This is a genomic window from Lacticaseibacillus sp. 22 (genome assembly GCF_055413445.1).
This window is the reverse complement of sequence record NZ_JBVAYD010000001.1, coordinates 88,647-101,386: the sequence shown is the minus strand read 5'-3', so window position 1 is coordinate 101,386 and position 12,740 is coordinate 88,647. Positions and strand designations below refer to the sequence as shown.

The following is a 12,740-nucleotide window of genomic DNA, read 5'->3' as shown; positions in this document are numbered from 1 at the left end:
TACTCCCATAACGTGTTCCCCGGCGCAGAAGTCTGCGTGTAAGGACCTTAGCCGCAATGGCCAAAGACCAGCCATCACGGCTAAGGCCGCTTACACTCCGGCTTCTAACCGCGCCGGCTCGCGCTCACAAAAAAAGCCTGCAAGCAAGCTTGCAGACTTTTAAACGTTTATTCAGAAATTAGTCAAGAATTTCGGAAACAACGCCGGCACCAACAGTACGGCCACCTTCACGAACGGTGAACTTGGTACCTTTTTCGATAGCAACCGGAGCGATCAGGTCAACTTCGAAAGTAACGTTATCGCCAGGCATAACCATTTCAACGCCATCTGGCAATTCAATCACACCGGTAACATCGGTGGTGTGGAAGTAGAACTGCGGACGATAGTTGGAGAAGAATGGCGTATGACGGCCACCTTCTTCTTTTGTCAAGATATAAACTTCACCCTTGAACTTGTTGTGCAATTGGATTGAACCTGGCTTTGCCAAAACTTGGCCACGTTCAACTTGGTCACGGTTGATCCCACGAAGCAGGACACCAACGTTATCGCCGGCTTCACCAAGATCCAAGGTCTTACGGAACATTTCAAGACCGGTAACGGTGGACTTGAGAACATCTGGCTTCAAACCGATGATTTCAACTTCATCGCCGACCTTAACCGTACCACGATCGATACGACCTGAAGCAACGGTACCACGACCAGTAATGGTGAAGACATCTTCAACAGGCATCAAGAAAGGCTTGTCGGTTTCACGAACTGGGGTTGGGATATATTCATCGATGGTATCCATCAATTCCATGATAACCTTTTCCTGTTCAGGATCGCCTTCAAGTGCTTTCAAGGCAGAACCGCGGAGAACAGGAATATCATCACCAGGATAATCGTATTCGCTGAGCAATTCCCGAACTTCCATTTCAACCAAGTCGATCAATTCTGGATCATCAACCAAATCAGTCTTGTTCAAGAAAACAACGATGTAATCAACACCAACCTGACGCGCCAACAGAATATGTTCACGTGTTTGTGGCATTGGGCCATCAGTTGCAGCAACGACCAGAATCGCACCGTCCATCTGGGCAGCACCGGTGATCATGTTCTTAACGTAGTCGGCATGCCCTGGCGCATCGATATGTGCGTAGTGGCGCTTTTCCGTTTCATATTCAACGTGGGCGGTGTTGATGGTGATACCACGTTCTTTTTCTTCTGGAGCAGCATCAATCGAAGCATAGTCCTGCGCTTGGGCAAGGCCTTTCTCCGACAATACCTTGGTGATAGCCGCGGTCAAAGTAGTTTTACCGTGGTCAACGTGCCCGATCGTACCAATGTTTACGTGGGGCTTTGTGCGTTCATAGTGTTCTTTTTCAGCCATGAAAAAACGAACCTCCTGTATTTTTCGTAAGAATACAGGATACCTTGTTTGTGTACCCTGATAATCCTTTACGTTTAAGTGTACTACATTTGAGCGTAAATACCAAAACAAATATCTACGCTGGAAATGAATTCCAGCAATGAGTATACATGGTCATTTTCACTTTGTAAACAGCTACCGTCAAGTTTCTTTCATTTACAGTGAAAACGTGTCATCACGCCTATTCGGACAATTTCGCTGTTTCAGCCGCTTGCCAAGCAAAAAGATCGTCAAACGCGGTGGTTTTCCCCTGATGATGATCAAGATAAGCTTGAACAAATGCCGCTTGGTCAGGAATTAGCCGACTGATATCCGGATATAAAAAGGCAATCTGTACCCGCGCCATTTGGATCAAAGCTTGCCCCAGCTCCTGATCGTCATCGCCTAATGCTTTTTGCAGTCGATCCAGAATCTGTGGCCCGGTTGGCTCATCCGCCATGCCGGGTAACTCACTCGGAATAATGGTTTCGACTCGATCATAAGCCTGATATTGCACCGGTTGATCATAGCCAACATTCGTTAAAAGGTCTAACAATGACAGGCGCATCGCCACTGGAATCGATTCGTCGATCAAGTCGGGAACCGCCGCTTTGATGAGTTGTGCTTTTGGCAATAACCCCACCTGACTAAACAGATCCTGCTGCTCCTGCCGGGAAAAGCCCCCCAGATGGCTGACTTTGCGAACCAGTTCCGCAATTTGTTCGCTCCGTTCATTCAAGGCTAAAGCTTCTGCCGCCTCAATTTGCTGGCGAAAACGCTGGCGCCGAATCGGATCAAGTTGCCGCAGCATCGTTCGCGCCATGACAAAGTTAAGCGTACCAAGCCAAGCATCCAAAACCAGTTGGACATCACCGTCTGTTTGCATAAACGACTGGTAATGCGCCAACATCACATTGAGACTTTCATGAAACTGTTTAAGCCCATTTAAACTAGCCGCTAATGGCTGGGCGATTGCAAAAGTTTGCTTTGCTTCATACGCCTTTTCTAAATGCGCCGCCGCCGAAGCATAGTTACCCTTTTGCAGCGCCTGTTTGCCGATTGTCAGGTGACGTTGCTCATTGTCGGGTAATGATACCATATTGGTCATGCCTTCCTCCTGTCGTTGTTTTATTCAGATATTGCAATGACAATAAAAAAATTCGGAAAATGATCCGAATTTTTTGTTGTTTATTGCCGTTTTGCACTGTTTTGATTAATTTCCATGATGACCGGCAAAATGACAGGACGCCGCTTTGTCTGTTCGAATAAGAAGCGGCTGAGTTTATCTCGAACATCTTGTTTCAAATGGGTCCAGTCAAATTCTTTGTTATCCAGATTCTTTTGTACCGTCTCCGTTACCAAGGTGCCGCTTTCGGCCAATAAGTCACGACTGGTTTTAAGATAAACAAACCCGCGACTTGTGACTTTGGGCTTGGAAACAACGCGCTTTTTCTTACGGTCAATGGTGACAACCGCAATGAAAATGCCATCTTCGGCCAGCATTTTGCGATCACGTAAAACAATATTGCCGATATCGCCAACGCCAATGCCATCAATCATGGTATTGCCGGCGTTGACATGACCGGAGGCGTTCATCTGGCCTTTTTCGTACCGCAAAATATCGCCCATCCCGACAATAAAGATGTTAGCTAACGGAATGCCAGCTTCATGCGCAATTTCCGCGTGGGCTGCAAGTAAGCGATATTCGCCTTGTACCGGTACCAAATATTCTGGCTTGAGTAAATCGATCATCAGTTGCAAATCATTCTTATAAGCGTGGCCGGAAGAGTGAATATCGTCGCCTAAGACTTTGACATCCCCGCCTGCACGATAAATCATGTCTTTCGTTCGAGCCGCCATAGTTTCCATCGCATGGGCAATCGTGGTGGTAATGAAAACAAGATCACCTTCATGGATGTGAATCAGGCGATGACGGGATGTTGCCATTCGTTGCAATGACTTCATCGGCTCACCCATCCGACCGGTTTCAAGAATGACGGTCTTTTCCGGTGCCAGGCCTTTTAGCTCTTTGGTTTTAGCTAAAATGTCATCATCCGGCAATTTAATGTAACCCATACGAATGGCGGTTTTAACGACCTTTTCGACATCACGGCCGGTCAAGACAACCCGCCGCCCAAGCGATGCAGCGGCATTAATCACCTGTTGAATACGCTGAATGTTGCTGGCAACACCTGCCACGATAATTCGGCCATCTTGGTATTCAAAAGTTTCTTTGATATGGTCATAAATTTCATGTTCGTTGGCATTCGGATAAGGCGACTCTGCATTGGCTGAATCAGATAACAACGCCAGCACTTTCTTATTACCGATTTGTGCCAATCGCGCCCAATCCGTTTGATACATCGGGGTAGCGCTAGGATCAAACTTAAAGTCGCCGGTATACACAATCTGGCCTTCGCTGGTTTCAATATCGATACCTAACGAGCCTGGAATGCTATGCGTTGTTTTAAAGAACGATACCGACACATCACCAAAGTCAATGACCGACTTTTCATCAATAACATGAAAGTCTTTAAACTTCTTGGCTTTGCTGTCATGCTGCATGAAGACCTTGGCCATTGCAATCGTCAATTCCGAACCAAAAACCGGAACTGGATGATCCACAAGAAAATAAGGTAAGGCTCCTACTGCATCCGCATGGCCGTGACTTAGAAAGATTCCGGCAATTCGGTCGGCATTTTCAGTCAAATAGCTAAAGTCCGGGATCACAACATCAATCCCAAGTAATTCATTATCAGGGTATTTCAACCCAAAATCGCATACAAAAATTTGGTCGTCAACTTCGACGGCGTACATGTTTTTTCCATTCTCACGTACCCCACCAAGAGCGACCAGATTGATCTTCGTCATGGTTTCACCTCGTGGTTAATTTATGGAAGTATGGTTGCCGACAATCGATTGCCGCATACCTCCGCCGAATAAATTCTGATACAAGTGTACCACACGATAAGGCGAAAACCTATAGAGCCGAATTTCAGGCGGCAAATGGTTGGCGTTGAATGCTATAAAAAAATCCATCCAGTGCCCCCGAAAATGGTCACTGGATGGAGAACGTGGACTTAATATCCAAACGACAACGTTAGCTCAACATGCTCTATCAGACAATTAAAATTCCAACTACCATATCACCTTAAAACGCGGAGGCGCAGTTACACCTCGTTTGCAAAAAAGCGATGCACGGTTTTCAGATTTTGTTTGGCCGCTTTAAGTGCACTTTGATACCCGGTATCGCTTGTTTGAGCGGCATCCAGATGATACGCAGCAACTTCTTTTCCGTTATCCAGCACCACCGCTACTTCAGGTGAACTGCCAGCAGCAAGGTGGTGACTGGTATCCAGCGCTAAAACAGCTAAGGCAGCCAGATCTGTCACCGGCCCGTATCCTAACCCATGGACATTCGGCAAAATGTTCCGAAGCCACTCATGCAAATCAGCTGGTCGAACTTTTTGCTGGGGAACCGTCAAGAAAACCGCCTTGCGCCATGACCAGAAGTCCAGCGGTGCCCCTGCCGGCTTTGGAATCAACTTTAACGCCGATTCCGGATCCGGCTCCCGCCAGTGATGCTCGGTCAGTGCCGTCACCATTGGCAGCAATGATTCCGGCAATGAGGTCGTCGCTAAATTTTTGTGGACTAAGCGACCTGCGATAACGCGGACCAATTCGACGAGTACCGGATCAACTTGTTCCGAGGACGCCTGTTTTTCATCATGACGGCTCACACCGGCAACTGCCCACTGTGAGCCAATCGTGCCAATCACCCAAGCAACCGTTGTCGTTACGCTTAAAATGGTGACGCGTACTAACTGACCCTGATAACGCTGCCGATATTCTGGATACATTAGCTGATCCCTCCTGTAAGTTGGAACTGTCTTTTTGGCCTTTTACCACTAGCTGATGCCCGCTATTAATATAAAAACACGCAAAAAGGCCGCCGCGGCGACCTTTGTTAAACGTGATTAACGACGCAGACCTAATGACTTGATTAAGTCACGGTAGCGAATGATGTCTTTATTGCGCAGATAGGCAAGCAGATTACGACGGTGGCCGATCTTCTTCATCAGACCGACATAACTATGATGATCCTTCTTGTGAACGGATAAATGGTCGTTCAAAGCCAGAATTTCAGCAGTTAAAACTGCGATCTGAACTTCCGGTGAACCAGTGTCACCATCGTGTCGTGCGTATTGCTTGATAATTTCGTTCTTTTGCGTTTGGTCAATTGCCATTGTGTTGTACCACCTTTCAGAATATTGCCTGAAACTGAGTAAAGCGTCGGTGGTTCGCTAAACTAAGTATCAGGTTCAAAAGTACCTTCATACTTTACCGAAGTCTGCCACTGATTGCAAGTAATTTTAGCTATCAAGCAATTTTCCTTTACAACTTTTTATTGCATTGCCGCTCTGGCTTCTGTATAATAGCGTTTGTTGAAACTTATGCAGTTTTATCATAATCCACTGTTGGAGGTGAACATCTCATGCCACAAATCAAATCTGCAATCAAACGCGTTAAGACGCAGGAAAATGCCCGTGAACGTAACATTGCCCAGCTGAACGCAATGCGTACCGCTGTTAAGAAGTTCAAGAGTGCAAGCGAACAAAATGCTGACAACAGTCAGGATCTTTATAAAGCGGCAACTCGTGCCATCGACATGGCTAACAGCAAAGGCCTGATCAAGAAGAACAAGGCCGGTCGCGACAAGAGCCGTCTTGCAGCCCTACTTAACAAGTAATCAAGGCGTTATGCCAACTTTAATAACCCTTGTGTGACGATATTTCGTCCACAAGGGTTATTTTTTGTTGTCATCGGCTAAGCACACCCGCACATCATTGACCATCTCAGTTTTAGGAGCGTGAAGCCGTATACTTCCCCTTCCGATGCGCTGACGCTTGACCTGTGTACTTCAGCATGAACAGTTCAAAGGCCAGTGCCTTATCAATCGTTCCCGTCTTCATCGCGGTTTCAGTATCCACCAGCCCACTATAAGCCTGGGCCAGTTGGTGATAAGGCAAGCGACCAACCTGCCGTAACGCTAATTTGACTCGGTACGGATGGGCCTTGAGCGTAGCAGCAATATCACCTTGACCGTAACCTTTTTGTGCTAATAACTTAACCTGAATTAAAAGTCGAAATTGGCCTAGCATTAACGCATTGAGCCGAATCGGTTCTTCGCGTTGTGCAAGCAGATCACGATAAAGTGCCAAAGCATCCGCGGCATTTTGACGTAACACATCCGTTACCAGATCAAAAACCCGATCATTAAGCTGCTTGGGGACCAATGCCGATACCGCAGCAACGGTTAATGGACTACCATCACTTGCATACGTCAGAAGCTTCCGGACTTCGCCCATCATGACCGAATACTGTCCGTTCGTTCGCTGAACAAGCGCATCGAGTGCTGGTGGCTGAATATCGACTTGATGTTGCTTGAAGATTTGTGCCAATGCCATTCGCGCTGACCGTTCATCCAGTGGCGCAGCATCAACAATCAAAGCTGCCTTCTTCAAAGCTTTCGTCAGCCGTTTACGTTCATCAAGTTTTTTATACGGTGCGATTAACACCATCATCGTTGACGGAACCGGATTGTCAAAATAAGCCTGCAGTCCGGTGAGATCATGTTCAATCTTATCGGTACTTTTTTCGCCGGTTAAAAAGTAAGGATCGTCAATCACAACTTCGCGGTATTCGCCGAAAAAAGGAATTGAAGTCGCATCATCCAAGGCAACGCCCACTGGAGTTTGATGCATGTCATAACGGCCAAAATTCATGGCCTTTTGGTCTTCAGGAATCAAATTAGCCAGCGCTTGTTGAGCCTGTTGCCGTAAAGCCTGCTCCTCGCCAAGAATTAATGTCAGCGGCGGTCGTTCGCCATTTTTAAGATGTTTGATAAAATCACGGACCTGCATGCGATTGTTTGCTCCTTTTCTGCAACCAGCCAAATAGCTGATCCTGTTGACGTTGCGGGTTTGGTTCCACCCAAAGCATCCCTTGTTCACTGGTACTGACCCATGGAACATGGGCATTAGCAAACGTTGCCAATGTTTCTGGATGCGGATGACCATATCGATTATCGACACCAGCGGAAATTAAAGCGGCTTTTAACTGTAAACTCGAAATTAACGCCGGTGCACTGGCGGTTTTTGAACCATGGTGTCCTGCCTTTAAATAGTCGACTTGCAAATGTCGCGGCAGAATTTGCGTTTTTTCAACGGTTTGGTCAGCATCCCCAGTAAATAACCAGCGACTGCTACCTATTTTACCATAGAGAACAATGGAATCCGCGTTTGTATCCTGGGGGTCGTGATGGCTCGTGGCACTTGGCGCAAGTACCTGTAATCGAAGTGGCCCGACCTGCAGCCATTGATCCGCTGTGACTGTTTGCGTTGCGGCAACCCGCTGGCTAACTTTTTTAATCATAGGATGATGCTGCGCGGTTGGGGTGGTTACTAGCCGCTCAATCGGTATCAACTCAGCAAGTTTAGGTGCATCGCCAACGTGATCCATATCAGGATGAGTTAAAACCAGCGTATTCAAGCGGGCATATCCGCGTGCATGCAAATATGGGACAATCGCGCGGCTAACAGGAGGATGGCTGGTTTTGCCGAATATGCGGCCACCCGTATCAATCAACATAACCCCTTGATGAAACGGGGATTCGATCAAAATCGCATCGCCTTGACCCACGTCAAACATCACCACCCGATAATTCGGCTGATACCAACTCCACAAGGCAAGTACTACAAACCAGCCAACTGCTACGGGCCAACATTGCCACGTCAAAACCAGCATCATAACAAAAACCCCCAGCACAGCCAACCAGCTGGGAAACGCACCGATAATAATCTGCCCAGGCAGGTGACTCAGTCGAATGAGGATGGTCTCCAATAATTGCAATGCATCGTTAAACAAATATGTTAACCCTGCGTGCGGCATCAATAAGGCAAATACCAACCCCGGCATAATGATCAGTTCAAAAATCGGCATGAGAAGCCAATTGAAGAATACCGTCAAAAGATTAAAGCTGAACGTATGCCAGGCAATGACAGGCATGCCGCCTAATACTAACCGCCAATTCACCTGCCACTTATGCAGCGCCGGTAAACCAATGAGCAACCCGGTCATCAAGTACGTCAATTGCCCACCCATGGTCATCAAGACACGCGGTTGCCAGAGCAAGTTGACCATCAACACCATACTAAACAGATCCAGCCCGGTTAAGCCAAACCGAAGATAACGATTAATAATGCCAGCTAACCGCATCCATACCGCCCGCCACAAGCCCGCACCTAATGGCAGCAATAATAAGAATAGTGGCAACAATCCCAATAGCAGGCCATCGACTAATCCTTGCGGTATCCGTAACCTTGCTGCCAACCAATAAAGCGCGGCAACCAAGGCGAACAGATGCAATCCGGAAATCGAAAAAAGATGAAAGACGCCTAAATCAACAAATGCTTGGCGTTGCGTTAAAAAATCATCATCCAATTGCCCTAAAAGCAACCCTTTGGCATATTGGCGTACCTTGTTCGGTAATTGTTCGAAATAGGCAAACAGATGGACGCGCCAACTATCAACGACATCAAAAAATTGTCTTCGTGGTTGAAAAGAAAAGTTCAAAGTCGGTTTGACTAATTCATAGGCAAGCTGCCGGCTTTGCCACGCATAAGTTGCATAATCAAATTCAAACTGATTACGTGCGGGTGCCAAACGTGCTACTTCATAACCACCGGCCAATTGTACCGGCTGATCATTACTAGCCAACCGTTCCGCAAGTTCCTTTGAGACCGAACCACGACCACTGACGGCAATCCCGTTGGCAGCCCGACCGATAAAGCTGACATACCCGTCTTTAAGCTTAATGGCTGACGCCGGGATGGTCACACTACCACGGGGTTGCGGCGGATTCTGCCATTGATTGGCATCTGCCCTTCCGCACCCCCAGCCAATGATTAAAAAAAGGCCAACATAAACGAAACTGGTTCGATTGGTTTTCATGACAAGACAAATAAGCAAGATAGCCAGCACCCACCACAAACCGATACCGCCCATGATGCCGGCAAGTAAAGCAGTCGCAAGTAAGATTAACCGCCCGCTCATGGGCCCACGGTTAGCTGCGGCGCCAGGGTTTCAAAAGTCTTATCCCCAATACCATGAACTTCTTTGAGTTCGTTAATATCCTTGAACCCACCATGGCTGTCGCGATAACTAATAATATCCGCAGCCTTTTTGGGGCCAATCCCACTGATGGTCGTCAGTTGCGCCACATCCGCTTTATTAAGATCAACAACGGCACCACTGGCAGTCTGGGCGGGCTTCCCAGTAGCAGAAGTGCCGCCTGCCGTGGTAGGTGGTGCCGTTGCAGTTGACGTTTCGCCTTTTTCCGGGACATATAGGCTTTCCTGATCACTGGCGATCTTGGCTAGATTGACTTGTTGAATATCAGCCGCTGCCGTCAACCCGCCGGCAGCTTTAACCACTTCATCCCAGCGCGTGTTTTCTTTGACCGGATAAATGCCGGGATGTTGTATTGCGCCTTTTAAATGCACGAAACCGTGGCTCGGACGATGACTGCCACTCATGCTTGTTGCCCTACTAGATCGTGACGCCGCCATGTGCGAACTGCTATGGGAATTCACACTCACCGACAAAGGCTGATTTGCCGATCCTGCCTTCGCCTGCTGCCAAAAAAAGAAACCGCCGATTAAAATAATCAAGGGTGCATACCAATATGTTTTCAGCCAATAAGTCAGTGTCGCCATTTTTCTCACCTCAACAACACATTACGCAGGGCAAACAAAAAGAACTATTTTTTCAACAGTTCCTCTTTAAATTGAACTTATTACAACCACTAACCACTTACTGGTCAGCTTTGGCATAAGCTTTCATATAACGAATGACGTCACCGAGCGTTTTGACTGGCACAATTTTCATTTTGGTCTTGATTTGCTTTGCGGTCTGGACCGCCTCGGCGTAGTTGTTGACATAATTAGGATCGTAATGCTTCAACTTTTTTGTGGCCGGTTGATTCGGGGCAAAGAAAATCTTGGCACCTTTTGCATCCGCGGCAACAACTTTCTTATCAATCCCGCCAATCTGACCGACATGACCATCTGGATCAATCGTACCGGTCCCCGCGATGATTCGACCCCGACGTAAATCCTGGTGGGTGATTTGCGTATAAATCTGCAAAGCAAACATGGTGCCGGCACTAGGACCGCCGATGTTTCCCGCATCAATCGTCACTTTAGGATCGCTGGTCACCGCCGTATTCTCAGTTAAAGTAATGCCAATACCCGCTCGTTTGGTCTGCGGTAGACGAATTAATTTAGCGGTTGCCTGTTTCGTTTGGCCCTTATGTTGGTAGGTTAACGTGATATTCGTGCCAACTTTTTTTGACTTGATGGCCTTGACATACGCATCCGCCGTTTGATAAGACTTGCCATTCAATTTTGTGATCGTGTCTCCGAGGGCTAGTTTGCCTTTAAATGGTGATTGTGGCAATACGGACATCACATAGATACCGCGATGCTCGGTTTTGACCGGTTGTTTTGCGGCTTTAAACGCAGCTGCTACCGCGTTATTGGCCGCACTTTTCATATAGTAAGTCTGCAACTGATCGTATTCGGCACTGCTGTCACTACCCATTAAATCCTGCTTGGACACAATCTCAGTATGCGCCTGGGTTTTGCTGAAAAGTAATAACGCAGGTGAAGCCGGGCCCACAACACCGACCGTCGTCAGCATGTAGCTTCCCTTGGCTTTATCTTTGGTGCCGGCGACTTTGACAAACGGTTTTAAGGATTCGGCGGAACCGGGTACTTCCAAATAATAATTGGTGGGGAAGAATAAAAACGCAGCGATCAAGATGATGGCAATAATCGCGCCAACTAGCCACCGCCAACGTTTTTTGGGCTTCAAATGATTACTTTGCTTGATGAGACTCACCTAGTTTCGCATATAAGGCCTTTTCAACCGGTGCCGGTACGAATCGATGGATGTCGCCTCCAAACGCCGCGACCTCCTTAATAATCGTACTAGACAAGGCATCGTACTGCTTGTCCGCCAGCAAAAAGACAGTTTCAATTTCCTGATCCAAGTCATGATTAACTGTGGCAATATCAGCTTCGTAACCAAAATCGGCAACATTGCGAATGCCGCGGATGATAAACCGTGCGCCAATTGACCGGGCAAATTCAACTGTCAACCGTCTTGGGGCCGCAACTGCCTTAACATTCGCTATATCAGCGGTACTGGCCTCGATCAGCGCGAGTTTTTCATCACTGGAAAACAGCGCACGTTTACTGGTGTTCGTCATCGCCGCAACGACCACCTCATCAAATAAGCGACTGGCACGTAATACCGTGTCTAAATGGCCATTTGTAAACGGGTCAAAGCTGCCGGGAAATACTGCAATTTTCTTAGTCATGGTCTTCCTCGTTTCGCTCTAAAATAAGCACCTGCGCAACGCCATAGGTCTGACGCCGTATTTTGGTATATCCGGGGATGACCTCAGGATAATCAACATCCAAGCCGGTTTCAACCAACACCCGCCCGCCTGGTACCACTAATTGTTCGCTGACAAACGCAGCTAATTGTGCGAGAACATGCTGCTGGGCATACGGCGGATCCATCAAAATAAGATCAAACTGCTGGTGATTGGCCGCAAAATGGCTAATCGCTTTCGTCACGGACATTTTCAAAACCGTAAAGCGCTCTGCCTGTTTAGTCAGGGCAACATTGGTGTGAATGGTCTTGATCGCTGCATATTGCCGATCCACCAAAACTGCATCCGTTAACCCCCGTGATACGGCCTCGATGCCAAGCGCTCCGGTGCCAGCATATAAATCCAGTGCATGCCCACCATCAAAATAAGGGCCAAGCATGTTAAACATCGATTCCTTTACCTTATCGGCGGTTGGCCGCGTTTGATTACCCGGCACCGCATTTAAGCGTAATCCCCGAAATGTACCGCTAATGACGCGCATGTTGATCACCTTTTGCCTCGCCGGTTAAAAGTCTGGCATGTCGTTGGGGTTTCGCCTTGGTTTCCAAATCTTCCTCAGTCGGCTTGAATTTGCCAATTTCATCACCGAACTCTGTTTTCAACTCAGGCCGATGTGATGGTTCAACGCGTTTAACGAACCGCAATTTTATAAGCTTGTGACTCGTTGCTGCAATTTCATCCCGATCCAGATATAAATAAACGTATTTTAACCGCCGCGAAACGTACATAATGGTGCCATAACGGCGCAAGGTCTTTAATTGCTTGAGTGAATAGACCCAAACGACTAAACCTTGCCGCTGTTTCATTGCAAACATGTTCTCACCTTCTAAA

General features: G+C 47.4%; 13 protein-coding genes. 1 reads left to right on the top strand and 12 read right to left on the bottom strand.

Going from position 1 to position 12,740, the window contains the following annotated elements; translation table 11 throughout:
* Window positions 1–178: 178 nt before the first annotated feature.
* The 5 genes from tuf to rpsO all read right to left on the bottom strand — a co-directional run bounded on the left by tuf (window position 179) and on the right by rpsO (window position 5,634).
* Window positions 179–1,369: an elongation factor Tu gene (tuf, locus tag ACWP87_RS00440; RefSeq protein ID WP_005685646.1), complete on the bottom strand. Its 1,191-nt coding sequence runs from the start codon at window positions 1,367–1,369 to the stop codon at window positions 179–181.
* 220 nt (window positions 1,370–1,589) lie between these two features.
* Complete coding sequence (locus tag ACWP87_RS00435; protein WP_014569614.1) at window positions 1,590–2,495, bottom strand: hypothetical protein; 906 nt, start codon at window positions 2,493–2,495, stop codon at window positions 1,590–1,592.
* A gap of 80 nt (window positions 2,496–2,575) precedes the next feature.
* Window positions 2,576–4,258 (bottom strand): ribonuclease J, encoded by a 1,683-nt coding sequence (locus ACWP87_RS00430; protein WP_014569613.1) that lies wholly within the window; start codon window positions 4,256–4,258, stop codon window positions 2,576–2,578.
* A gap of 299 nt (window positions 4,259–4,557) precedes the next feature.
* Window positions 4,558–5,247, bottom strand: a complete 690-nt coding sequence (locus ACWP87_RS00425) for a hypothetical protein (protein ID WP_005685643.1) — start codon at window positions 5,245–5,247, stop codon at window positions 4,558–4,560.
* A gap of 117 nt (window positions 5,248–5,364) precedes the next feature.
* Window positions 5,365–5,634 (bottom strand): 30S ribosomal protein S15, encoded by a 270-nt coding sequence (rpsO, locus tag ACWP87_RS00420; protein WP_005685642.1) that lies wholly within the window; start codon window positions 5,632–5,634, stop codon window positions 5,365–5,367.
* A gap of 248 nt (window positions 5,635–5,882) precedes the next feature.
* Between rpsO and rpsT the strand changes: the two genes are divergently transcribed.
* Entirely contained in the window at window positions 5,883–6,137 is a 255-nt protein-coding gene (gene rpsT / locus ACWP87_RS00415; protein ID WP_005685641.1) for a 30S ribosomal protein S20, read from the top strand.
* Window positions 6,138–6,249: 112 nt separating this feature from the next.
* Here the strand turns inward: rpsT and holA are convergent, their stop codons facing one another.
* From holA to ACWP87_RS00380, 7 genes are all read right to left on the bottom strand, one after another.
* Window positions 6,250–7,311, bottom strand: a complete 1,062-nt coding sequence (holA, locus tag ACWP87_RS00410) for a DNA polymerase III subunit delta (RefSeq protein ID WP_005685639.1) — start codon at window positions 7,309–7,311, stop codon at window positions 6,250–6,252.
* Entirely contained in the window at window positions 7,298–9,502 is a 2,205-nt protein-coding gene (locus ACWP87_RS00405; RefSeq protein WP_005685637.1) for a ComEC/Rec2 family competence protein, read from the bottom strand. Before ACWP87_RS00405 ends, holA begins: the two co-directional genes overlap by 14 nt.
* Window positions 9,499–10,164, bottom strand: coding sequence for a helix-hairpin-helix domain-containing protein (locus tag ACWP87_RS00400; protein ID WP_005685636.1), 666 nt, complete (start codon window positions 10,162–10,164; stop codon window positions 9,499–9,501). Before ACWP87_RS00400 ends, ACWP87_RS00405 begins: the two co-directional genes overlap by 4 nt.
* A gap of 97 nt (window positions 10,165–10,261) precedes the next feature.
* Window positions 10,262–11,350, bottom strand: a complete 1,089-nt coding sequence (locus tag ACWP87_RS00395) for a SepM family pheromone-processing serine protease (protein WP_014569612.1) — start codon at window positions 11,348–11,350, stop codon at window positions 10,262–10,264.
* On the bottom strand, window positions 11,328–11,831 hold the full coding sequence (coaD, locus tag ACWP87_RS00390; RefSeq protein ID WP_005685634.1) for a pantetheine-phosphate adenylyltransferase: 504 nt from the start codon (window positions 11,829–11,831) through the stop codon (window positions 11,328–11,330). The genes ACWP87_RS00395 and coaD overlap by 23 nt, the downstream gene beginning before the upstream one ends.
* A complete protein-coding gene (rsmD, locus tag ACWP87_RS00385) occupies window positions 11,824–12,390 on the bottom strand; it encodes a 16S rRNA (guanine(966)-N(2))-methyltransferase RsmD (protein WP_005685633.1) in 567 nt (188 codons plus the stop codon). The genes coaD and rsmD overlap by 8 nt, the downstream gene beginning before the upstream one ends.
* Window positions 12,377–12,724, bottom strand: coding sequence for a YlbG family protein (locus ACWP87_RS00380; protein ID WP_005685632.1), 348 nt, complete (start codon window positions 12,722–12,724; stop codon window positions 12,377–12,379). Before ACWP87_RS00380 ends, rsmD begins: the two co-directional genes overlap by 14 nt.
* Window positions 12,725–12,740 lie beyond the last annotated feature (16 nt).

Coding starts and splice junctions, on each gene's coding strand:
- ACWP87_RS00430 (WP_014569613.1), bottom strand. CDS start 4,258: ATGACGAAGATCAATCTGGTCGCTCTTGGTGGGGTACGTGAGAATGGA.
- rpsT (WP_005685641.1), top strand. CDS start 5,883: ATGCCACAAATCAAATCTGCAATCAAACGCGTTAAGACGCAGGAAAAT.
- tuf (WP_005685646.1), bottom strand. CDS start 1,369: ATGGCTGAAAAAGAACACTATGAACGCACAAAGCCCCACGTAAACATT.
- ACWP87_RS00400 (WP_005685636.1), bottom strand. CDS start 10,164: ATGGCGACACTGACTTATTGGCTGAAAACATATTGGTATGCACCCTTG.
- rpsO (WP_005685642.1), bottom strand. CDS start 5,634: ATGGCAATTGACCAAACGCAAAAGAACGAAATTATCAAGCAATACGCA.
- rsmD (WP_005685633.1), bottom strand. CDS start 12,390: ATGCGCGTCATTAGCGGTACATTTCGGGGATTACGCTTAAATGCGGTG.
- ACWP87_RS00435 (WP_014569614.1), bottom strand. CDS start 2,495: ATGACCAATATGGTATCATTACCCGACAATGAGCAACGTCACCTGACA.
- ACWP87_RS00380 (WP_005685632.1), bottom strand. CDS start 12,724: ATGTTTGCAATGAAACAGCGGCAAGGTTTAGTCGTTTGGGTCTATTCA.
- ACWP87_RS00425 (WP_005685643.1), bottom strand. CDS start 5,247: ATGTATCCAGAATATCGGCAGCGTTATCAGGGTCAGTTAGTACGCGTC.
- coaD (WP_005685634.1), bottom strand. CDS start 11,831: ATGACTAAGAAAATTGCAGTATTTCCCGGCAGCTTTGACCCGTTTACA.
- ACWP87_RS00405 (WP_005685637.1), bottom strand. CDS start 9,502: ATGAGCGGGCGGTTAATCTTACTTGCGACTGCTTTACTTGCCGGCATC.
- holA (WP_005685639.1), bottom strand. CDS start 7,311: ATGCAGGTCCGTGATTTTATCAAACATCTTAAAAATGGCGAACGACCG.